The sequence below is a fragment of the Chryseobacterium bernardetii genome (assembly GCF_003815975.1).
GTDB classification, from domain to species: domain Bacteria; phylum Bacteroidota; class Bacteroidia; order Flavobacteriales; family Weeksellaceae; genus Chryseobacterium; species Chryseobacterium bernardetii.
This window is the reverse complement of record NZ_CP033932.1, coordinates 4,276,688-4,298,575: the sequence shown is the minus strand read 5'-3', so window position 1 is coordinate 4,298,575 and position 21,888 is coordinate 4,276,688. Positions and strand designations below refer to the sequence as shown.

Sequence of the window (21,888 nt, the reverse complement as noted above, 5' to 3'; positions counted from 1 at the left end):
ACAACCTTCACGGAACCATTTTTGCATGATTAGTCCTATAATCACCAAAATATAACATTATGAATACTAACAGACTTTCCGCAACAGTGGAAAAAGCACTTAGTGATCAGATGAACAAGGAAATTCATGCATCACACGTTTTTCTATCGTATGGAATTTGGGCAGACGATAAAGGATATCAGGGAATTGCCAACTTTCTTTACAGACATGCTCAGGAAGAAAGAAACCATTCGATCAAATTCATGGAGTACATTTTAAACAGAGGCGGAAAACCCAAAATAGAGGCTATTCCCGCTCCTCCGGCCGATCCTGAGTCGCTCACAGCCTGTTTTGAAGGCGTTTTCAAACATGAAGTAGATAACACAACCGCTATCTACAAAATTGTAGATCTTTCCATGGCTGAAAAAGACTGGGCTACATGGAATTTTATGCAGTGGTTTGTACAGGAACAGATTGAAGAAGAAACATTAGCGCTGAACCTCATTGATAAATTAAAAATTGCAGGTGGTGACAGGGCTACAGACGAGTCTTTATTTACTTTAGATAAAACCTTACAGGAAGCACCGAATGACGTACCATTGGCCCAGGAAGCCACAGGAGATAATCCGTAAAGATCATCGGCAAAGCAAAAACAACCTGAAAATCTGTCAGAACACTGACAGATTTTTTTATTATGAAACTCCCTTAAATTTCACTATCTTTGCACGCTGAAAGTTCAGGGATTAAACTTAAAACCTTATACTTTGAACTTTCAAACCCTAAACCTTAAACTTTGAATTTTACAATATGAAATGTGGAATTGTAGGCCTTCCGAATGTAGGTAAATCAACACTTTTTAACTGTCTGAGCAATGCAAAAGCTCAATCAGCAAACTATCCTTTCTGTACTATTGAACCGAACCTGGGAACCGTTTCAGTACCGGATCAGAGATTATTTGAATTGGAGAAAATCGTAAAACCTGAGAGAGTTTTACCAGCTGTAGTTGAGATCGTTGATATTGCAGGTCTTGTAAAAGGGGCCAGCAAAGGAGAAGGATTGGGGAACCAGTTCCTGGCAAATATCCGTGAGTGTGAGGCAATCATCCACGTATTAAGATGTTTTGACAATGGAAATATTGTTCACGTAGAAGGTTCGGTAGATCCGTTAAGAGATAAAGAGATTATTGATATTGAACTTCAGCTGAAAGACCTTGAAACAGTAGGGAAAGCAGTTGAAAAAGCTAAAAAATTCATCAAATCCGGTAAGAAAGAAGATATCCTTACTTACGAAACACTTCAGAATTTACAGAAATTCCTTGAAGATGGAAAAAATGCAAGAGAATTTGCCGTTGATGATCTTACGAAATCAATCATTGGTGATGTTCAGCTTTTAACTAACAAGCCGGTTCTTTATGTTTGTAACGTAGATGAAAATTCTATCAAAAACGGGAACGAATGGATTGGTAAGATCGAAGAAATGGCTCAAAACGAAGGTGCTGAAGTAGTTGTATTAGCCGCTCAGATTGAAGCAGACATCAATGAGCTGGAAACTTTCGAAGAAAGAGAAATTTTCCTTGATGAATTAGGCCTTACAGAACCGGGAGTAAACCGTCTGATCAGAAAAGCTTATGACCTTTTAAAACTTCAGACGTATTTTACCGCAGGAGTAAAAGAAGTAAGAGCATGGACTATCGGACAGGGATGGACAGCTCCACAGGCAGCCGGAGTAATCCACACAGACTTTGAAAAAGGATTCATCCGTGCAGAAGTAATCAAGTATAACGATTATGTTACTTATGGTTCAGAAGTAAAAGTAAAAGAAGCCGGAAAACTTTCTGTAGAAGGTAAAGAATATGTAGTTCAGGATGGAGACATCATGCACTTCAGATTCAACGTGTAATAAAAAATATTAAAGTTAGTTTTATAAAAAAGCGCTTCCATAATTGTTTGGGAGCGTTTTTTGCATTGATTGGGAACAAATGGATTTTGTATTTCTGGTTTGAAATTCGAAATAAATACTACATTACAAAAAATGCTCCCTGAAATCAGAGAGCATTTTTGTAATTTCCTTAAAGCGGAATGCCTATGTCAAATCGGCACTTTGGTTCTACGCATTCTATAGAATAAACTACACATTTATTTACTATATCTGTACATCTTAATGATCCTCCACCTCCTTCTTGACAGGCTGGTTCATAACATGAAGGGCCATACTGGGTACATACTCCATTGTATGAACATATTTTTACTCCTCCGGCTATTGTTCTCAGCTCTTTTTTGTTCAGCTTTTTGCCGTTGTTCAGGTTTTGCTTTTCCATAATTTCTATATCTTAAAAATGGACTTAGTATTGTTCCTAGGGTTCTAATACAGGCTGGCATTGTAGTTCCGCACAAGCAAAAGAAATCTTTTTACAAGTCAGATCTGCAAGCAGGCACATTTCTTTTCCGCCTGTGATTACTCTTAATTCTTTTTTATTTAATTTTTTTCCGTTGTTTAGATTTTGATTTTTCATGATCTTCGTTTTAGATTAATATACCTATTTAAAAAGGAAATGGAGGTTCAGGAACATACCTGCACTCTCTTTCAGCGCATCTTATTCCTGTATCTATGCACCGTCCGGTTTCAGGATCCAGACACATCTGTAATCCGCCTTTGATGGACTTAAGCTCTTTCTTGTTTAGTTTTTTTCCGTTATTCATAGTCTTGGTTTTTCATTATTCTATTGTGATGGGCGCCGGTCTGCATTCTTTCTGTCCGCACACGGGAGAAATAATGGTACAGCCATTAGGATATGGAGATTCACATGGTTCATATGGAGTTGGGCAAAGTACCGGCTCCATACAGTTCAATAATCCTCCGGTAATGGATTTCAACTCTTTTTTGTTCAGTTTTTTACTGAACGGTGAAATTTGATTTTTCATTGTTTTGATTTTTAGTGAGTTAGTTGTGTACTAAAGTAGTAAAAATAATTAATTGTATATCACTTGATGTAGAAAAAAATCAAATAAATATTTTTGTTTTATTAAAAACCAACTTTGTATATTTGAATTTTACAACTCATTGCTTATGGAGAAAATAGCACATTCCTCACTAGAAGATTTTTACAGGGAAATGACGGCCAAGCTGGGAAAAAGCCTGGAAGATATTTTCCCAAAAGGCCTCCATAAGGATATTGGACATTTTAATGTATTTGATATAGCGCAAACTATTGAAAGAATAAAAAATACTTCCGAAATGCCTTATAACAGACGGAAATATTATAAAATAAGTCTGATTAGAGGGAGAAACAGGGCTGAATATGCTGATAAAACCGTTTCCATAGAAAAAAATGCACTGCTGTTTGCTACTCCTAAGGTTCCCTACCATTGGATTCCTGAGGATGCCCGGCAGTCCGGAAGTTTTTGTGTGTTTACAGAAGACTTTTTCATCAAAGATACGTCTTATAATGCCCTGGAAAATCAACCTATCTTTCAGCCGGGAGGCGTTCCTGTGTTTGAAATTGATGATGAATTGGCAGATGAAATAGAACTTCTTTTTAAAAAAATCAAAAATGAAATTGATTCAGATTATATATTCAAATACGATTTAATAAGAAACTATGTCTGGGAGCTGATTCACTATGGTCAGAAGCTCCAGCCTGCAACCAGAATCTCAATGGCAAAAGATGCTTCCATGAGGGTTGTATCTTTATTTATAGAGCTACTGGAAAGACAGTTTCCTATTGAATCAAAAGAGCAGAGGCTGCAATTGAAAACAGCAAATGATTATGCTGAAAGATTATCCGTACACGTTAATTATCTCAATAAAAGACTGAAAGAAAGTACCGGTAAAACTACTACGGAATTTATTGGCGACCGTATTATTCAGGAAGCGAAGATCCTCTTAAAGCAGACCAGATGGAACGTGTCTGAAATTTCTTATGCCCTTGGTTTTGAGGAAATAGCCCACTTTTCCAATTTTTTCAAAAGGAAGACATCATTTACACCTATAGAATTCCGCTCGTGATTTGAATTTTGCAAATTTTGGATTGATTCGGGTAAACTTTATCTGCCACAAATATTCCAACTTTGTATCACTAAAACAACCCAAAATATGGAAACAAAGACAAAAGTAGCATTGGTAACCGGAGGAAACAGAGGTTTAGGAAAAAATTCAGCCCTAAAGATCGCTCAAAAAGGTTTGGATGTCATCATTACTTATAGAAGTAACAGAGATGAAGCAGAAGATGTTGTTAACGAAATAAAAGAGATGGGCAGAAATGCGGTAGCGTTTCAATTGGATACAAAAGATCGTAAAAGTTTTGATGCATTTGTGAAAAATGTTACCACTCATTTACAAGAAACTGCCGGAAACCCAAACATTGATTACCTTATCAACAATGCAGGAACAGCTTTATATTCACCTATAACAGAAGTTACGGAAGAACAGATGGATGATATTGTTGATATTCATTTCAAGGGCGTGTTTTTCTTAACACAGAAGCTGCTGTCTTTTATCAATGATGGAGGAGGAATTATTAATATTTCTTCAGGATTGGCGAGATTTGCAACACCGGGTTCTTCCGTTTACGGCTCCATAAAAGCAGGCGTGGAGATGTTAACCAAATATATGGCTAAAGAATTAGGAATAAGAAAGATCAGAGCGAATGTAGTTGCACCCGGAGCTATTGAAACAGACTTCGGAGGCGGAAGAGTAAGAGACGATAAAGAGATTAATGATATGGTAGCCGGAGCTACAGCCTTGGGAAGAGTAGGGCTTCCTGATGATATTGGCGGAGTTGTAGCGTTCCTTTGTACAGAAGATGCAGGATGGATTAACGGACAACGGATTGAAGCTTCAGGAGGAATGTTTTTATAAATTGATCCAATAATTTATTCTAAAAAAAGAACCAACCTGATAAAGGTGGTTCTTTTTTTATGGTAGGCTTATCAGTTAAGGAAGTGCTATAGGACCATCTGGATCTATTGGCTCTATAGGTTCCGGCAGCTGGCATTCTTTTTCTCTACATCCGGGCCCGTAATATTTACAGTAACCGTTAGGGGCGCATGGGTAACTGCCCAGCCCTCCGTTGATTATCTTCAGTTCAGACTTTGCTAATTTTTTTCCTCTGCTTAAGTTCTTATTTTTCATGGCTTAGATTTTATCAGTGGTGTGGTTAAGGTCTGCATATTTTTTGCCCGCAATAAGGAGAAATCATGGCACAGCCATTTTCATCAACGTTTGATTGGCATGGCTCCATGTGTGGCAGGCAGATTTCCTGGGCAGGCATACAGTCCAGCATACCGCCTGCAATTGTTTTTAATTCTTTTTTACTCAGTTTCTTTGCTTTTAGAGAAGTTTGATTTTTCATATAGTGATATTTTTAGGTTAAGTGGCTAAATTAATTCCATGGTTCCAGTGGCAGGTCTGGTTTGCATTGATCCTCCGCACACTTGGGATGATACTGTCTGCATCTTAGTGAAGGATCAAGGCACATTAAAAGACCTCCGTTGATTGACCGCAGCTCCTTTTTATTCAGTTTTTTCCCTTTTGATGGTGATTTACTTTTCATGATTCTGATTTTTAATGAGTTGGTGATTACGAATATAAGAAAAGTTTTCACATTACATCACTTATTTGAGAAAAATATAAACATATTTTTTCTTATTTATTCTTGAAAATAAGTTTTTAATGATGGTTAATAAAATATTTTTGGATCTTACTGTTATATTTTTGAAAGATTCTCTAAAGCTTTTTCAAGTGTTTCCTGTTTCTTGGCAAAACACAGTCTGATCACATTTTCATTCAGTTTGTTTTTATAGAATGATGAAAACGGAACACTTGCCACCTTATGATTAACCGTCAGCTCACTGGCGAAATCAAAATCATTTTTATCTGAGATCTTAGAGTATTTTACAGCCTGGAAGTATGTTCCCTCACAATCCAAAAGGTCAAACGAAGTTCCTGAAAGTCCTTTTCTCAGGAAATCTCTTTTCTCCTGGAAGAACTGATTAAGATGAATATAATGTTCATCATTTTTCATATACTCTGCCAAAGCAAGCTGAACAGGGGTATTAACACAAAAAACATTGAACTGATGTACTTTTCTGAACTCATCTGTTAAAGCCTTTGGAGCAGCACAATATCCAACTTTCCAGCCTGTCACATGGAAAAGCTTTCCGAATGAAGCAACCAGCAAACTTCTTTCTTTCAATTCGGGATATTTACAGATGCTTAAATGCTGTTTTCCATCAAAGACAATATTCTCATACACTTCATCGCTTAAAATAAGAATAGAAGTGTCTTTTACCAGTTCAATAAGCTCATTGATATCTTTTTCTTTTAAGATTTTTCCTGATGGGTTGTTCGGATTATTAAGGATAATCATCTTGGTTTTATCGCTAATCAGGCTTTTTACAACAGTCCAGTCGATTTGATAATCCGGTGCTTTCATTTCAAATCGTTTTACAATACCACCAAATAGCTCAACGGTAGGTTCATAACAGTCATAAGCAGGTTCAAAAATAATGACTTCATCATCTTTTTTGATAAAAGCGGCAATAGCTGTAAAAATAGCTTGGGTTCCACCTGCAGTAACTGTAATTTCAGCATCAGGATGATAAATGCTTTGATGGCTGTTTTCAATTTTTCTTGCAATTTCTTCCTTTAAGCCAATCATTCCGCCTAGAGGTGCATATTGGTTAAACCCTTTTTTCACAAAATGATCTACGTTGTTTAACAATTCTGGATCCGGCATGAAATCTGGGAATCCCTGGGAGAGATTAATAGCCTCATTTTCATTGGCAAGCTGCGTCATTTGGCTGAAAATAGTAGTTCCTACATTGGAAAGTTTCGATAAAGGAAGTTGTATCATAAAACAGATTTTTGTGATACCGAATTTAATGAATTATTTAAAACACTGCTCATTTAAATATTAGGGCTGTTTAAACTTTACGGCACCACAAAGCTATAAAGCCACAAAAGCTTTTATTTTAAAACATTTGAGTTCACTTAAGCAGGTTTGTTTAATTCAAAAGCTTTTCTTTCAACCTCTTTTCATCTTTTTTAGCTATCAAAATAATGTTAAACATTTGTTTAAAAAAATACAATTTTTGCTTTTAAATATGCTTTGTGATGCTTACATTTGTTATGCTAAAAATAATTTAAAACCAATGACAATGAAAATTAAAAAGATTGAGTTTCCGGCAAAATCTATTTTGTACCAGGGGAAAGAAAAGTTTGATTATGTAGATAGTTTTGAAGGCGGAGTGGTTGGAAACGGACAGAATTTCGATATTACCCAAATCGGGAAGGCCTTTTTTACGAGCGGACCCAAGTGGGGGAAGAAAATGTTTGCTTTCAGAAACAAGGTAGTTGGATTGTTTGGTTTGAAAACAGGTACAGAAACAAATGCAGAGAAAGAAGCCAATGATTTTAGCTGTGAAGTAGGGGATCAGGTGGGCATTTTTAAGGTCTTTAACAAAACCAGCAATGAGATTGTTCTTGGTGAAGATGATAAGCATCTGGATTTCAGGGTTTCCCTGTTGTTTGATAAAAATCAGGGAGGGCAGGATGAGAATTCTTTAACGATTTCTACTACAGTAAAGTTCCATAACTGGCTGGGAGTATTGTATTTTTTGCCGGTACGTCCTTTTCATCAACTCATTGTTCCGGTTATGCTGAAAAATATGATCGGCAAGCTGGAAAGCGCTAAACAATAATTTAAGAAGCAAATGTCGGAATACAAACATTTGCTTTTTATTTTTCATGCAATTAAGTCTACTTTTTTCTATCATAAATCCTGATTTCAGGTAGAATGTTGATAAAAAAATGAAGACTAAAATTCGGATAATTTTGGACAATTTTGTACTTTTGTATGTTTGCTGAAATCATATATGTCACAAGAAATAAATCCAACCTACTCCGAAGAGAATATCAGAACCCTCGATTGGCAGGAACATATCCGTCTGCGTCCCGGCATGTACATCGGGAAGCTTGGTGACGGGTCCTCTGCCGATGACGGTATTTACATTTTGCTTAAAGAAATCCTGGATAACTCTATTGATGAGTTCAGGATGAGAGCCGGAAAAAGAATCGAAATAAAGCTGGATGACGGCAAGGTTACTGTTCGCGACTTTGGTCGTGGAATTCCGCTGGGAAAGGTGGTAGACGCCGTTTCCAAAATGAATACCGGAGGTAAATACGACAGTAAGGCGTTCAAGAAGTCTGTAGGACTGAACGGGGTGGGTACGAAAGCGGTAAATGCCCTTTCAGACTACTTCAGAGTGCGTTCTTTCCGGGATGGAAAAATGAAGGTTGCAGAATTCTCCCGCGGTATGATCAAAGAAAATTTTGATGAAAAAGATACCTCAGACAGAAACGGAACCGAAATTTCATTTATTCCGGATGGAGAGATCTTTCTGCATTTCAAATACAGAAAGGAGTATATCGAAAGAATGCTCCGTAATTATGCGTATCTGAACCCGGGACTGAAAATATTATTCAACGGTGAAACCTATTTTTCAGAAAATGGGCTTAAAGACCTTTTGGAGGAAGAGCTGGAAAGTGATATCCTGTATCCTATTGTTCACCTGAAGGACGATGATATTGAAGTAGCAATTACGCATTCCGATAAATCACAGACAGAAACCTATTTTTCATTCGTTAACGGACAGAATACAACACAGGGGGGTACTCACCTGAATGCTTTCCGTGAAGCCTATGTAAAAACAATCCGGGAATTCTTCAATAAGAGTTTTGATGCTTCAGATATCAGGAAATCAATTATTGCAGCTATTTCCATTAATGTGGAAGAACCGGTTTTCGAATCTCAGACCAAAACAAAACTCGGATCCAATGATATGGGGCCTAACGGACCAACCGTAAGAACCTTCGTGATTGATTTCCTTAAGAGCAAACTAGATAATTTCTTACACAAAAATCCTGAGATAGCTGAAGCCATCCAAAGAAAAATCCTGATTTCTGAGAGAGAAAGAAAAGAACTTTCCGGAATTCAGAAGTTGGCGAGAGAAAGGGCTAAAAAAGTATCTCTACACAATAAAAAGCTGCGTGACTGCAGGCAGCATTATAACGATCAGAAAGCCGAAAGAAAAGGAGATACCCAGATCTTCATCACTGAGGGAGACTCTGCATCAGGATCCATCACCAAATCAAGAGATGTAGAAACGCAGGCGGTATTTTCATTAAAAGGAAAGCCTCTGAACTGTTATGGGCTGACAAAGAAAGTGGTGTATGAAAATGAAGAATTCAACCTTCTACAGGCCGCTTTAAATATTGAAGAAAGTTTGGAAGACCTGAGATATAACCAGGTAATTATAGCAACCGATGCCGATGTGGATGGAATGCACATCCGTCTGCTGATGATTACATTCTTCCTGCAGTTTTTTCCGGATTTGATTAAAAACGGCCACCTTTATATCCTTCAAACCCCTTTATTCAGGGTTAGGAATAAAAAAGAGACAAGGTATTGCTATTCAGAAGCGGAAAGAGTAAAAGCATTGAATGAACTTGGAAAAAATCCTGAAATTACACGATTCAAAGGATTAGGTGAGATCTCTCCGGATGAGTTTAAGCATTTTATTGGAAAAGATATCCGTTTAGAACCGGTAGTGGTAGGGAAAGATCAGACCATAGACCAGCTACTGGAGTTTTATATGGGAAAAAATACACCAGACAGACAGACCTTCATTCTTGAGAATTTGGTAGTGGAAGACGACTCTGATATTGACAAAAAACAAATTCTTGATGAAGTAAGCAGCGAATAAGCTGAAGAACACCATATAAGAATCACAATGAGATTAAGTAACCGTAGTAAAACATCATTTTATAACTTCATAAATACACTGTTGATCATGTTTACAGTGTTTGGAATAGCAGGATTTTTAGTCAATAAGTATAGATTTCATGTGTTGGGAATCGAAAGCTACCTGATGATTATTATTCCCATATTAATGCTGATCATCTTTCACCTTAACGGACGACAGATTTTTGAATATGATAGTGATGGCGAAGCTCTGCATTTTAAGAACAGGAATATCATTCCTTTTTTAAGCAAGCCCCTTCATGATGAGTTTCCGAAATATAAACTGATAAAATATGACGTAATCAGTATAATCTTTATCAAAAGACTATATATTACCGTCTCCAGTAAGAATAACGGATCTGCAATACTAAAGTACCAGATTTCTTACTTAACCAGAAAAGAAGTAAATGATTTAAAACTCTCTCTGAATAAAGTTGTAAAAGCTAATAAAGAGAAAAAAGATTAATATAACAGATGACGACAGAAGAATATTCGCATGAGGGTGAAAGCTTGAAGAAAGTTTCCGGTCTCTACAAAGACTGGTTTCTGGATTATGCTTCCTATGTAATTTTGGATAGGGCTATTCCTTCGGTATATGATGGGTTAAAACCCGTTCAGCGAAGAATTATGCACTCTATGCGGGAACTGGAGGACGGCCGTTACAATAAGGTGGCCAATATCGTGGGAAATACCATGAAATATCACCCTCACGGTGATGCTTCCATTACAGACGCGATGGTGCAGATCGGGCAGAAGGAACTCCTGATTGATACCCAGGGAAACTGGGGAAATATCTATACGGGAGATTCTGCAGCAGCAGCAAGGTATATTGAAGCCAGGCTGACCCCTTTTGCCCTGGAAGTAGTCTTTAATCCCAAAACAACGGAATGGACAAAATCCTATGATGGCAGAAACAATGAGCCTATTGACCTTCCGGTAAAATTCCCTTTGCTTCTTGCACAGGGAGTGGAAGGAATTGGGGTAGGGCTTTCAACCAAAATCCTTCCGCATAACTTCAACGAGCTTATTAACGCTTCTGTAGCTTATTTAAAAGGAAAGAAATTCGAAATTTATCCTGACTTTTTAACGGCTGGTTATCTGGATGTATCAGAATACAATGACGGTCACAGAGGCGGAAAGGTAAGAGCCAGAGCCAAAATCACCCAGACGGACAAACATACGCTGGTGATCTCTGAACTTCCGTATTCCAAAACAACAAGTGATCTTATTGATTCTATCCTGAAAGCCAATGAGAAGGGAAAGATCAAGATTAAGAAAATTGAAGATAATACTTCAGATAAAGTTGAAATCCTGATCCATATTCATAACGATGTATCTCCGGACAAAACAATTGATGCTCTGTATGCCTTTACAGACTGCCAGGTAACAATTTCTCCGAATGCCTGTGTGATTGTGGGGGATAAGCCCATGTTTATGTCTGTTTCTGAGATTCTGAAAATGAACACGGATCATACCGTATCATTGTTGAAAAAAGAGCTTGAAATAGAACTCCACGAGCTTCAGGAAAGCTGGCATTTCTCCTCATTGGAAAGAATCTTCATAGAAAACAGGATCTATCACGATATTGAAGAAGTGAAGACCTGGGAAGATGTTCTGAAAACCATTGATAAAGGATTAAAACCTCATACAAAACATCTTCTGAGAGCCGTAACAGAAGAAGATATCTTAAAATTAACAGAGATCAGGATCAAGAGAATCTCAAGGTTCGATTTAGATAAATTTAAAGAAAATATCGCCTCCCTGGAAGGAAAAATAGAACAGGTAAAGCACCATCTTGCCAACCTGATCGCCTATGCTATTGAGTACTATCTGAATATCCAGAAGAAATACGGAAAAGATAAGCAGAGAAAAACAGAACTTAGGATCTTTGATACCATTGATGCAACCAAAGTAGCCGTTGCCAATGAAAAATTCTATGCTAATTTTGAAGAAGGTTTCATCGGGACTTCTTTGAAAAAAGATCAGTATCTGTTTGACTGTTCGGATATTGATGATATTATTACTTTCAGAAAAGACGGAAGCATGAAGGTAGTAAAAGTGGAAGCCAAAACATTTATCGGTAAAGATATCCTGCACGTTGCCGTATGGAAGAAAAACGATAAGAGAACAGTATACAACATGATCTACCGCGAAGGCAGGGAAGGACCTTATTATATGAAGCGTTTCTCTGTAACCGGTGTTACAAGGAATACAGATTATCCGCTGGCTTCAGATAAAAAAGGTTCGGAGACCTTATATTTTTCAGCCAATCCGAATGGAGAAGCGGAAACGGTTACGGTGCTTTTAAAACCCAACCCGAGAATCAGAAAAAATAAGATGGAAATCAATTTCTCTGATCTTGCCATCAAAGGCCGTGATTCCAAAGGAAATCTCGTAACCAAATATGCCGTAAAGAAAGTAGATCTTAAAGAAGAAGGTGTTTCTACACTGGCTCCACGAAAGATCTGGTTTGATGATACAGTAAGAAGGCTGAATGCTGATGGCAGAGGTACTTTACTGGGCAGTTTCAAAGGGGATGACAGGATATTAACGATCAATACTAATGGCGAAGTAAAACTCGTTTCATTTGATCTTGGAAACCGTTTTGATGATGAGTATCTGGTATTGGAAAAATGGAAGCCTGAGCAGCCGGTTACATGCATTTACTATGATGGCGAAAAAGATATTTATTTCATCAAGAGATTCCTGTTGGAAAATACATTGAACGTACAGACCTTCATGCCATCTGAGCATCCGAAGTCTTTCATAGAGAATGTAATTGTAGCGAATGATGCCACAGCAGAAATTATTTTTGCAAAGGATAAAGGGAAAGAACGCGATCCGGAGATCATTAATATTGATGAGTTTATTGCTGTAAAAGGAATAAAAGCAATAGGAAACCAGTTTACGAAATTTAAAGTAAAAGCCATTAATATCAATATTCCTGAACCTGTAGAAGAGGAACCTGAAGTATATGAAGATCCGGAGCCTACAGGTAGCATGGATGAAGATGGCGGAACCATCGGAGACCTGTTTCAGTCAGATGAGGAAACAGGAACATAATAAAGCATTTAAACTTATAGTAAAGAATAAAATAGCATCACATGGATATATTTGTTTTGATTATTATTGCAGCTACTTGTATCTTTAGTTACATGGGCTTCAACAATACGGTTCTTTTTGAAAAATATAAATTCAATGTTGGAGCTATTGCCAACCGTAAAGAATATATAAGGCTGATAAGCTCTGCATTTTTACATGCAGATTTTATGCACCTGTTTTTCAATATGCTTTCCCTGTATTTTTTCCAGGGGGTTGTGGTTCATTTCTTTGGGCAGATAGGATTTTTGATCATCTATTTCGGATCAATGATCCTTGGAAACTTATTCAGCCTGCAGATTTATCAGAAACAACCTTGGTATTCAGCCATTGGAGCTTCAGGAGCTGTTTCAGGAATTATTTTTGCCTCCATAGCCATGGCACCGAATGAGATCAGTGTGAATTTTTTACCGGGATGGCTGTTCGGGACTTTGTATTTCGGATATTCCGTATACATGATGCTGAATCCTAAACAATGGGATAACCTGGGGCATGCTGCCCATCTTGGAGGAGCTTTTTTCGGATTGGTATACTCTATTGTTCTGCACCCACAACTGGCAATGAGCAATATTTTATACCTTGGGGTGATGTCACTGCCATTAATTTATCTGGGATATCAGATTTTTGTCAGGAAGCGAATAAGATAAAAGACTATTTTTAATCTAGGTAATTATACGCCAGTTTACACTAGTTTGTTAAAAATAAAAAGAGGGCTAAATTAATCAGTCCTCTTTTATACTATTTATTAAAGTTGTTTTAATTAGTCAACTAATTGAACATAAGCTTTTCCCTCTTGATTTTCAATTATTTTATATGTTGGTGTTTGAGTTAGAGTTATTATGCTAGCATGATGAACACTTAAAACCTTATCCTGCAAATCTTGTTCAGATTCTAAATCAATTATTTTTAAACCAAGTCCTTTAAGAATTACAGGAGATAAATGTCTATCGTGAGATAAAGTTAATGCATGACTCCCTAATTCTGCTATTATAGCATTGGCTTTAGTTTCACTATCAGCCTCTCCATTAAACATGTTGTCTTTAAGCCAATTTTTAACCATATCTTCTGACCATTTAATAGCTTTTTCACATTCTCCTATTAATGTCGGATTATATTTAGAAAGGATCGTTTGCCAAACAGGTATTGTTAATGGATTAGCTATAATTTCAGCTTTTGCTTTTTCAAATTCTTCAATAATACCATGAGCAGGTATACCGATTCCAAGTTGAGGATCAATAGGTCCTAAATTAGAATGTTTTCCCATTAAAATCTCTTTACACGAACAAGCAATCATTGTTCCAGCGGACATTGCTGTCTGGGGAATTATTGCTCGTATGTCGTTTCCAAAAATTGATTTTAAATAATTAACTATTGATTCTGTTGCTCCAATTGAACCTCCTGGAGTATGTAAAACTAAGTCTAGACCTTTTGTTTTATCTAAACCATTAATCGTGGACATAAAGCCCATTTTATCAGAATCTGTAATATCAAATCTAAATCCATGTGATGATAAATGACCTTTCTGTAACCAACCAGAATAATATGTTAAAACGTTTCTACCTGTTTTATCAGATAATTGCTTTATATATTTTCTTCTGATTAAATCAAAAGGATTAGGTTGATTATTTATCTCTTCAACTATTTCGTTCCAAGTGGGCATTAGTCAATTGTATGAGTTGCATTAGAATTTATTGATAATCTTGTCCAATGAAGTTTTGTTTTTTTATTATCATCTTTATTAGACACAAATTTATCAATTCCGAAACCAAAAATTTCTGTTTTTGATTTTTCTTCAATCCCTAATTTTTTAAACAATTGCTCAGCCTCTTTTTGTTTGTCTAATCTTATTTTTTCGGCTTCTATCGTTTTCATATTAATATTTTTTGTAAAAGTAATTAAATATACGACAAAATAAGTCGCATATAAAAATATTTACAAATATATTATCAATATATAACATTTACAAAAATGTTAATTCCCAGATTAAGATTCTTTATCTTTCTTTTTAGGTTTAAAGTTTAAAACCTTTTTCATATTCAAATCGAATTCCACTAATTTAAGCACATGTTTGCCATCAACTAAAGGAATATTGTCTATGTAAATTATTTTAGTTCCATCGAATACAAAGTATTCATAATTTTTCTTTATATCTTCAACATAAAAATAATCTACACCATCTTTTGTAATGTATCTCACATTTTTTTCTTTAAGTGCTTCACCTAATGACATAATTCTTTATACTTAGTTCGGACATTTGAATTTGACAACAAATATCTGAATTTTTCTTGGTCTGTGACCTTTCTCAGGTTAAATCTATACACAAATTCATCAACATATTTTTGAAGATGCTTTTTTGAAACGTGATTGTACATTCCTGAAACACTTCTTTTCAGTATGTTCCAACTTCCTTCTATGTTATTTGTGTGTATATTATTGTCCTGCAAACTTACATACTCTTTTTTAGAATGGTCGATTACATTATGAGTATAATATTTATCTAAGCCTTTATAAGCCCACCATTCATCACTTATTAATATTGTTTTTTCAGGATTTACATATCTGCAAATCAAAGGTTGAATGCTTTTTCTTTTTGTATCATCTACAACATATGCATTCATTTTACCATCTCTTTGCAACATTCCCATTACAGGAACTTTGTCTTTAAAACTTCGTCCTTGTGAGTGTGGAACCTTCTTGTCTTTGTGACGGTTCTTGTTCTTACCACCAATAAAAGTTTCATCACATTCTACAATACCTTCAAGCTCATTATTATTCTCAATACCAAAACATGCTCTAATTCTTTGTAACATGAACCATGCTGTTGCTTGTCTCACTCCAATATCTTTTCCTAACTGTATAGAACTAATCCCTTTCTTGTGGGACGTAACAAGCCAAATAGCCATGAACCATTTACGAAGACTAACTTTAGAATTCTCAAACATTGTTCCTGTCTTAACATTAAAATACTTGCCTGTATTCTTGCATCTATATTGATTATTCTTACACTTATATACTTTTGAATTTTCATCAAAAGGACTTACAGGAAGTTTGTTCCATTTCAATATCTCCAAATAATCAATACAATCCTGTTCTGTTGAAAAGGTTTGAGTTAATTCAAATACTGATTTTATGTTGGTGTTAAACATATCTACTATTTTGTATTTTTAATGATTGTATTAGCAGCATCATACAGCCAACTAACATTACCTCTATAAAGACTTTCCATATTATTAATAACAGTCTTATTAAAAGATTCTATGATCCTGTTTTTACGATCATCAGATATATTTAAGGACTTTATTTGATAAAGAATATCATCTACAACAGATTGAGCATTTTTTTGATTGCTATTATATCTGTTCTGCAAAGTGGTTGCAGCGTTCCCCAAATTAGAAATATCTAATTCTTGAGGATCTTTATACTGATAAGGTTGCCTTGATTGTTGAGGGCTTTTTAAGCTATAATATTCCCATTGACCAGAGTAACTATTGTATTTTTCATAACCTATAAGGTTTGATGAAGAATCATAATATTCATATCTATTATAATATGAATTAAACTTTTTGGTTACAGTTTGGGAAAAACAAAAAGTCCCCATTAACATACATAAGGAAAAGATAATTTTTTTCATAGTGAATTTGATAATCCACTCAAACCCAAAGCAGAAATTTTAAGATTATAAATAAAGAAAGGTGTGGGTTTGTAGTCTTTATTTATTACCTGTGGCTCTGGATTGCCAAATGACATAAACAAGACAACCCACACCCATATAGGATGTAAGTGTCAGTTGTTTATTCTGTGTCATTTTGAGAAATTTTCCAGATTTCAGGTAACAGAATAAAAGCTAACGCTTTCTTTTTAATCGATAAATATTCCTACAAAAGTACAAAAATTATACCTTTTTTACTTATATTTAGGGCAAAACTTTCAGCTTATGGACAACGAAAAATTACTTGATACACTAAAAAGACAAACAAAAATTAATAAACAAATTGAAAAGATACTTAAATCTCTAACTTTAGGTGGAACAAGTCATGATCTCGATCAATTAAAGGATTTGATATCATTAAATCAATCTTCATTAGAAGAGGTTGAAAAAAGTATAAAGTTCTCTGAGGAATAGTCTTTCCATACATTTTCTATTTCTTTGTGTATGCTTGAATTTTCAAGTGTCCATTTTTCTAAAAAATTAAGAATTACTTTAATTTTCCAATATGGTTCACCTTGAAATTCTTTTAACAACTCTGTAATTAGTATTTCTACTTTTTGTTGTTTTGTATTTTCCATTTTGTAAAATTTAAAATTGTTAATAAAAAAAGACCTACTAATTTAATAGTTGGTCTTTGTTGTTTTGTTTTTTATGTTTGTGTAAACTAACGTATAGTTACCTTAATCTAAATATCAAAACCAATGAACACATCAGAATTCAACAGTTTCATCGTGATACTTATCTATGGTTCATTGGTTTTGCTTTCTCTGTTCAATATTGCTAATCCTTTAAAAGTTAACCGGAAAGCCAATTTCTGGTTTGGAATCTTCCTCTTTCTCTGGTCCACATTCTGGTTAGACGAAATTCTTTTTCTCATTACCGGTTCACCTATCGAGTTTCATTCCTTATTTCCTGTCCGCATTGTACAATATCTTACACCTGTCTTTTTTTATTTCAGCGTATTGTTTTATACCAATCCCTCTTTCAGGTTTAAAATAACAGATCTAAAGTTTCTGTTATTGCCGACAGCATTTGTGATATGCCTTATTTTGGCAAGGTTAGGCTATACCAGCCCTTTTGAACCTTTGAGCATTATCCTTATTCTGTTTCAGGCATTGTTCTATACCTTACTTTCTTATATTACTATCAGAAAGCACCAGCGAAAGATACAGCAGTTTTCTTCCAACACAGAAGGCATTAATTTGAACTGGCTGGAATATATTATCCTGGTCATTCTTGCCGTGAACATTATCTATGTAGTGTATAATCTGTTCTATGATCCAAAATCTCTAAATTTTTTCATCAACACCATATTTCTCCTGGTGGTTTATTGTGTTGGGTATTATTCTTTAAAACAACAAGAGATTTATCCGCTCGAAGAAAAACAGCGTGAAGAATTAATTTCCATTCAGAATGATTCAGATTCCGGTGAAGTAAAGCGAAAGCTTATTTCCGATGATGAGCTTACAAGAATCAAAGCTCAGCTTGAAAACATTATGGAAATCCAGAAACCTTATTTAGACAGCGAGTTAAACCTTATTAAACTTGCAGAAATGCTTTCCGTTTCTACCCACCATTTATCGTATGTTATCAATACCGGTTTTCAAAAGAACTTTTTCCAGTATGTAAATGAATTCAGGGTGGAATATGCCAAACTGCTTCTTAAGGATTCCGATAGTAAACTATCCATTCTGGGAATAGCTTATGAATCCGGCTTCAATTCCAAGACTTCCTTCAATACTACTTTTAAAAAAGTGACCGGACAAACCCCTTCCGGGTTCAAAAAATAAGTTCAGGATTATAAACTTTTACTTTTTGACATATTTAATGATTTGTTTATCAGTTGTTTGTATTGTTTTGTCCTTTTCTGGAAAAAATAGGTTCGCTGAGATAATCCGGAACTTTCAAATAGGATTTCTACGATAGCTTTGTACCGTAAAATTTAATCTATGGATACCAAAGAATCATATGCCGTGGTTACGGGAGCAAGCCAGGGACTTGGAAAAGCCTTTGCCGAAAACCTGGCCAGGAAAAAGATCAATGTTGTTCTGGTAAGTCTCCCGGATCAAAACTTAAAAGAACTTTCCCGGAAACTCGAAGAAATATACCAGATAAAAGCTTATTGTTATGAAGTAGACCTCTCTGTTAATGAAAATGTAATGAAGCTTACGGAATGGCTTAATTCATCTTTTAATATCCATATCCTGATTAACAATGCAGGCCTTGGAGGGACAAAGAGGTTTACAGAGGCAACTCCGGACTATATCAACACTATTTTGCAGGTTAACGTAACTGCTACATCACTTATTACCCATCAATTGCTCCCCAATCTTTTAAAACAGCCTAATGCTTATATCTTAAATGTTTCAAGTATGGCAGCATTCTCCCCAATAGGTTTTAAGACGGTATATCCTGCTTCCAAAAGTTTCATCCATTCTTTTTCAAGAGGATTGCGTGAAGAATTAAAAGACACGAATGTTTTTGTAAGCGTAGTGAATCCTGGTGCTATGAAAACCAATGCAGACGTATGCAGAAGAATAGAAAAGCAAGGCTTCTGGGGCAGGCTGACACTTTTAAATCCGGATAAAGTAGCAGCCCGGTGTATTCGGCAGTTATTTAAAAAAGATTCCGTAATTATGGTCAATCCAATAAGCTGGCTGGTGATGAAGATTCTTCCCATATGGATAAAGCTTCCCCTGATGACCCAAGCCATAAAAAGAGAGATCAAAGCATGAAAAAAGTTTTTGTAACCGGAGCTACAGGGCTTCTGGGAACCAATGTTATCATTAAACTATTACAAAGTGGTTATTCTGTTACTGCTCTGGTGCGCCAGAAAAGCAAATATCTGGGTGAAAAAAATGAAAATCTGAAGCTGATTGAAGGCAGCCTTGCTTCTGATCTTTCACCATACCTTGCAAACATTGATTGCTTTATTCATATAGCTGCAGAAACAAGTCAGAACCTGATCTGTTATGATGACTATAAAAAAATAAATTCTGATATGACCCTGAATCTTTTTTCCCAGGCTGAATCCTGCGGAATAAGACGGTTTCTGTTTGTAAGTTCAGCCAATACCATTGGATATGGAGACAGAGAACAGCCGGGAGATGAAAGGAAACTTCAGAAATATCCTTTTACAGATTCTTTTTACGCACAAAGTAAACTGGAAGCTGAAAATTATCTTTTAATGAACTGTAAAAATACAGAGATCGTTATTCTGAATCCTACTTTTATGATCGGGGCTTATGATACAAAACCGAGTTCGGGGAAGCTGATCTTCTGGGCCTGGAAAAAGAAACTGGTATTTTACCCTAAGGGAGGAAAGAATTTTGTAGATGTGCAAGATGCAGCCAGTGGAATATTAAGTGCTGTTCAAAACGGAAGAGCCGGAGAAAAATACCTTTTAGCCAATGAAAACTTAAGCTACAGGGAATTTTTCAAGAAAGTAAACCGTATTACAGATCAAAATCCCATCATGATAGCCATTCCTAATTGGGTTTTAAATTTCCTTGGATTGATGGGGGATGGTTTAAGAAAATTAAAGATAAAAACAAACCTCAGTACCTGCAATATGAAAGCACTTCAGATCAATAACTATTATTCTCATCAGAAGTCAGTAGAAGAGCTTGGGATTCAATATCATCCTGTTGATAAGGCTGTAGAGGATGCTATCCGGTATTTTATTAAAAACAATAAATATTAATTGTCATATCAGTAAAAAGCCAGCTTCTAAAAAGCTGGCTTTATTCAATTATCTTATTATGGTCTGGGTAACATTTCTATTCGAAATAACGCAGGCTTTGCTACAGTTATTTGTACTTGAAACCGTAACCTGAACCAGTGCAGGCAATGATCTGTATTCTTCCAAATTATAAGGAGATTCGGTACCATTACGTCCGCCGCCTTTAATATCATACTGTATTTGGGCAACTCCCGTAAAACCAGGCGCAGGCCTGAAAGAAAGCGCTCCGGTAGTAAATGAATAAGTCCATGTTCCCTGGCTGTTGGTATAAGCTCCACCGGTTATATTCGGAATCACAGCTCCATTACTATCCAAAAACCGGAATGAATTAAAATCCAGATTATCATATGAAAGTGTTGGAGGGTTTTGGCCACCTGCTGAAGAATAAGCGGCATCATTAAGTAAAGGGTAATACGTTGACTTAATCCCAGGGCAACCCGCAAACAGGTCATCCGTCACTTCAGCAGCGTAAGGTCTTGTAACTCCTAAGTTTTTCAATAAGTGTATGTTTTTAGCAGCTCCTGTGGAAGCAGCAAACCCAATTCTGAAAGTAGAAGGTGCTGATGTGTCCAGCGTTCTTACTGTGGTATTGGAGATGGTTGTCTCCGTATATTTCAGAGAAGTTGGATAATAATAATTGTCAATCACTTTTTCTTTCACATTTCCGTGCTGTATTTCCAGGGTTATATTGTAACCGCCGGCAGGATTGGGAATCAAAGTAACATAAGCTTTACGGAATCTTGCATCATTTTCATTTTGAGGAATCGTAGTTCCGCCACTTTCAATACTGAATTGCTGAAGACTTGTATTTTTGATGCCAATATATTTTCCTGTTGTAGTATCCAGATAAGCAGATCTGTTACTGCTGGCCGGGGAAGCATTGGTTGCCACACTGTAAAGCAAGGGATAACCGTTATAGCCCCCAGGCTCGGCTGATGACAGGTATTGGCTTCCGCGTTTACCTCTTAAAGAAACATTGCTTCGCCCATCGGCTAATGTAACTCCGAAGATTCCATTTCTGACCCTTTCAGTCTGTTTAAAAGTTGTTTTGAAATTCCCGAATTCATCCAGACCAATTCCCAGATAGGCTCCTCTCAGTCCTTCTGTAGATTCACCTCCCCGTACAAAAGTATATCCTAATCCACCTCCAAAATATCCCAGATTAAGCTGTTCTTTGGGAATAGATCCATCTACAAGGAATATAGAAATACCGTCTCCTCCGTTGATATTTCCTCCATAAATAGCGAACTCAAATTCGAATTTAATTCCCTGATCACTTTTGAATATCTTATCGGCAAGAATAACACCTCCTGAAATATTATTTACACTACGGGTAAGCCGTAATCCGTCTGTGGTAAAGGTAGCGTCATTCTGAACACCGCTTGTTGCTACTTTATAAGCTTCCTGTGGCTGCAGTCCCTGGGTGAAGTTGACAAAATACGGATATCCGGTACCCTGCTCATTCTGCGCCTGCATATTTTGGGCGAAAGCAACCAGGGGAAAGGTAAGCAGAAACCTTTTGTATCGCCCAATTGATTTACTTTTTATCATAATTCA

Annotated in this window: 27 protein-coding genes; 12 read left to right on the top strand and 15 right to left on the bottom strand. The window is 36.1% G+C overall.

Going from position 1 to position 21,888, the window contains the following annotated elements:
* Positions 1–59 precede the first annotated feature (59 nt).
* Both EG339_RS19625 and ychF read left to right on the top strand, forming a co-directional pair.
* Entirely contained in the window at positions 60–611 is a 552-nt protein-coding gene (locus EG339_RS19625) for a ferritin (RefSeq protein ID WP_123871590.1), read from the top strand.
* Positions 612–786: 175 nt separating this feature from the next.
* A complete protein-coding gene (gene ychF / locus EG339_RS19620) occupies positions 787–1,878 on the top strand; it encodes a redox-regulated ATPase YchF (RefSeq protein WP_123871589.1) in 1,092 nt (363 codons plus the stop codon).
* Between the two features lie 169 nt (positions 1,879–2,047).
* Here the strand turns inward: ychF and EG339_RS19615 are convergent, their stop codons facing one another.
* The 4 genes from EG339_RS19615 to EG339_RS19605 are packed head-to-tail and all read right to left on the bottom strand — an operon-like array spanning position 2,048 to position 2,900.
* A complete protein-coding gene (locus EG339_RS19615; protein WP_123871588.1) occupies positions 2,048–2,296 on the bottom strand; it encodes a hypothetical protein in 249 nt (82 codons plus the stop codon).
* Between the two features lie 36 nt (positions 2,297–2,332).
* Positions 2,333–2,491, bottom strand: a complete 159-nt coding sequence (locus EG339_RS24350) for a hypothetical protein (RefSeq protein ID WP_164465363.1) — start codon at positions 2,489–2,491, stop codon at positions 2,333–2,335.
* Between the two features lie 28 nt (positions 2,492–2,519).
* The gene (locus EG339_RS19610) at positions 2,520–2,678 is read right to left on the bottom strand and encodes a bacteriocin (RefSeq protein ID WP_123871587.1); all 159 of its coding nucleotides are present in this window, start codon (positions 2,676–2,678) and stop codon (positions 2,520–2,522) included.
* Between the two features lie 15 nt (positions 2,679–2,693).
* The gene (locus EG339_RS19605) at positions 2,694–2,900 is read right to left on the bottom strand and encodes a bacteriocin (protein WP_123871586.1); all 207 of its coding nucleotides are present in this window, start codon (positions 2,898–2,900) and stop codon (positions 2,694–2,696) included.
* A gap of 145 nt (positions 2,901–3,045) precedes the next feature.
* Between EG339_RS19605 and EG339_RS19600 the strand changes: the two genes are divergently transcribed.
* Complete coding sequence (locus EG339_RS19600) at positions 3,046–3,984, top strand: helix-turn-helix domain-containing protein (RefSeq protein WP_123871585.1); 939 nt, start codon at positions 3,046–3,048, stop codon at positions 3,982–3,984.
* Positions 3,985–4,071: 87 nt separating this feature from the next.
* Complete coding sequence (locus EG339_RS19595; protein WP_123871584.1) at positions 4,072–4,836, top strand: SDR family NAD(P)-dependent oxidoreductase; 765 nt, start codon at positions 4,072–4,074, stop codon at positions 4,834–4,836.
* Positions 4,837–4,911: 75 nt separating this feature from the next.
* Here EG339_RS19595 and EG339_RS19590 read toward each other — a convergent pair whose 3' ends face one another.
* The 4 genes from EG339_RS19590 to EG339_RS19575 form a co-directional block, all read right to left on the bottom strand.
* Positions 4,912–5,109, bottom strand: coding sequence for a hypothetical protein (locus EG339_RS19590; RefSeq protein WP_123871583.1), 198 nt, complete (start codon positions 5,107–5,109; stop codon positions 4,912–4,914).
* 25 nt (positions 5,110–5,134) lie between these two features.
* The gene (locus EG339_RS19585) at positions 5,135–5,329 is read right to left on the bottom strand and encodes a bacteriocin (RefSeq protein ID WP_123871582.1); all 195 of its coding nucleotides are present in this window, start codon (positions 5,327–5,329) and stop codon (positions 5,135–5,137) included.
* A 30-nt stretch (positions 5,330–5,359) separates the two neighbouring features.
* Positions 5,360–5,530 carry a bacteriocin gene (locus tag EG339_RS19580; protein ID WP_123871581.1) on the bottom strand — a complete coding sequence of 57 codons (171 nt, stop codon included), beginning with the start codon at positions 5,528–5,530 and terminating at the stop codon, positions 5,360–5,362.
* Positions 5,531–5,683: 153 nt separating this feature from the next.
* A complete protein-coding gene (locus EG339_RS19575; protein ID WP_123871580.1) occupies positions 5,684–6,832 on the bottom strand; it encodes a methionine aminotransferase in 1,149 nt (382 codons plus the stop codon).
* A 304-nt stretch (positions 6,833–7,136) separates the two neighbouring features.
* Here EG339_RS19575 and EG339_RS19570 point away from each other — a divergent pair, with 304 nt between their 5' ends.
* The 5 genes from EG339_RS19570 (at position 7,137) to EG339_RS19550 (ending at position 13,527) form a co-directional block, all read left to right on the top strand.
* On the top strand, positions 7,137–7,679 hold the full coding sequence (locus tag EG339_RS19570) for a DUF2867 domain-containing protein (protein ID WP_123871579.1): 543 nt from the start codon (positions 7,137–7,139) through the stop codon (positions 7,677–7,679).
* A gap of 174 nt (positions 7,680–7,853) precedes the next feature.
* Complete coding sequence (locus EG339_RS19565; protein WP_123871578.1) at positions 7,854–9,743, top strand: DNA topoisomerase IV subunit B; 1,890 nt, start codon at positions 7,854–7,856, stop codon at positions 9,741–9,743.
* An 87-nt stretch (positions 9,744–9,830) separates the two neighbouring features.
* The gene (locus EG339_RS19560) at positions 9,831–10,247 is read left to right on the top strand and encodes a hypothetical protein (protein WP_123871577.1); all 417 of its coding nucleotides are present in this window, start codon (positions 9,831–9,833) and stop codon (positions 10,245–10,247) included.
* An 8-nt stretch (positions 10,248–10,255) separates the two neighbouring features.
* Positions 10,256–12,844, top strand: a complete 2,589-nt coding sequence (locus tag EG339_RS19555) for a DNA gyrase/topoisomerase IV subunit A (protein ID WP_123871576.1) — start codon at positions 10,256–10,258, stop codon at positions 12,842–12,844.
* A gap of 41 nt (positions 12,845–12,885) precedes the next feature.
* Entirely contained in the window at positions 12,886–13,527 is a 642-nt protein-coding gene (locus EG339_RS19550; RefSeq protein ID WP_123871575.1) for a rhomboid family intramembrane serine protease, read from the top strand.
* A gap of 113 nt (positions 13,528–13,640) precedes the next feature.
* Here EG339_RS19550 and EG339_RS19545 read toward each other — a convergent pair whose 3' ends face one another.
* The 6 genes from EG339_RS19545 to EG339_RS19520 form a co-directional block, all read right to left on the bottom strand.
* A complete protein-coding gene (locus EG339_RS19545; RefSeq protein ID WP_123871574.1) occupies positions 13,641–14,540 on the bottom strand; it encodes an SDH family Clp fold serine proteinase in 900 nt (299 codons plus the stop codon).
* Positions 14,540–14,752 carry a hypothetical protein gene (locus EG339_RS19540; protein ID WP_123871573.1) on the bottom strand — a complete coding sequence of 71 codons (213 nt, stop codon included), beginning with the start codon at positions 14,750–14,752 and terminating at the stop codon, positions 14,540–14,542. The genes EG339_RS19545 and EG339_RS19540 overlap by 1 nt, the downstream gene beginning before the upstream one ends.
* 111 nt (positions 14,753–14,863) lie before the next feature.
* Positions 14,864–15,109, bottom strand: a complete 246-nt coding sequence (locus EG339_RS19535; RefSeq protein WP_123871572.1) for a hypothetical protein — start codon at positions 15,107–15,109, stop codon at positions 14,864–14,866.
* A complete protein-coding gene (locus EG339_RS19530; RefSeq protein WP_123871571.1) occupies positions 15,100–16,026 on the bottom strand; it encodes an IS1595 family transposase in 927 nt (308 codons plus the stop codon). Before EG339_RS19530 ends, EG339_RS19535 begins: the two co-directional genes overlap by 10 nt.
* 5 nt (positions 16,027–16,031) lie before the next feature.
* Positions 16,032–16,511, bottom strand: a complete 480-nt coding sequence (locus EG339_RS19525; protein WP_123871570.1) for a hypothetical protein — start codon at positions 16,509–16,511, stop codon at positions 16,032–16,034.
* A 440-nt stretch (positions 16,512–16,951) separates the two neighbouring features.
* On the bottom strand, positions 16,952–17,167 hold the full coding sequence (locus tag EG339_RS19520) for a hypothetical protein (protein ID WP_123871569.1): 216 nt from the start codon (positions 17,165–17,167) through the stop codon (positions 16,952–16,954).
* 123 nt (positions 17,168–17,290) lie between these two features.
* On the opposite strand from EG339_RS19520, the gene EG339_RS19515 reads away from it, so the two are divergent.
* The 3 genes from EG339_RS19515 to EG339_RS19505 all read left to right on the top strand — a co-directional run bounded on the left by EG339_RS19515 (position 17,291) and on the right by EG339_RS19505 (position 20,292).
* A complete protein-coding gene (locus tag EG339_RS19515) occupies positions 17,291–18,379 on the top strand; it encodes a helix-turn-helix domain-containing protein (RefSeq protein ID WP_123871568.1) in 1,089 nt (362 codons plus the stop codon).
* Between the two features lie 159 nt (positions 18,380–18,538).
* Positions 18,539–19,324: an SDR family NAD(P)-dependent oxidoreductase gene (locus EG339_RS19510; RefSeq protein WP_123871567.1), complete on the top strand. Its 786-nt coding sequence runs from the start codon at positions 18,539–18,541 to the stop codon at positions 19,322–19,324.
* The gene (locus EG339_RS19505) at positions 19,321–20,292 is read left to right on the top strand and encodes an NAD-dependent epimerase/dehydratase family protein (RefSeq protein ID WP_123871566.1); all 972 of its coding nucleotides are present in this window, start codon (positions 19,321–19,323) and stop codon (positions 20,290–20,292) included. The genes EG339_RS19510 and EG339_RS19505 overlap by 4 nt, the downstream gene beginning before the upstream one ends.
* Positions 20,293–20,340: 48 nt before the next feature.
* On the opposite strand, the gene EG339_RS19500 is transcribed toward EG339_RS19505, so the two are convergent.
* On the bottom strand, positions 20,341–21,882 hold the full coding sequence (locus EG339_RS19500; protein ID WP_123871565.1) for an L-type lectin family protein: 1,542 nt from the start codon (positions 21,880–21,882) through the stop codon (positions 20,341–20,343).
* Positions 21,883–21,888: the final 6 nt, after the last annotated feature.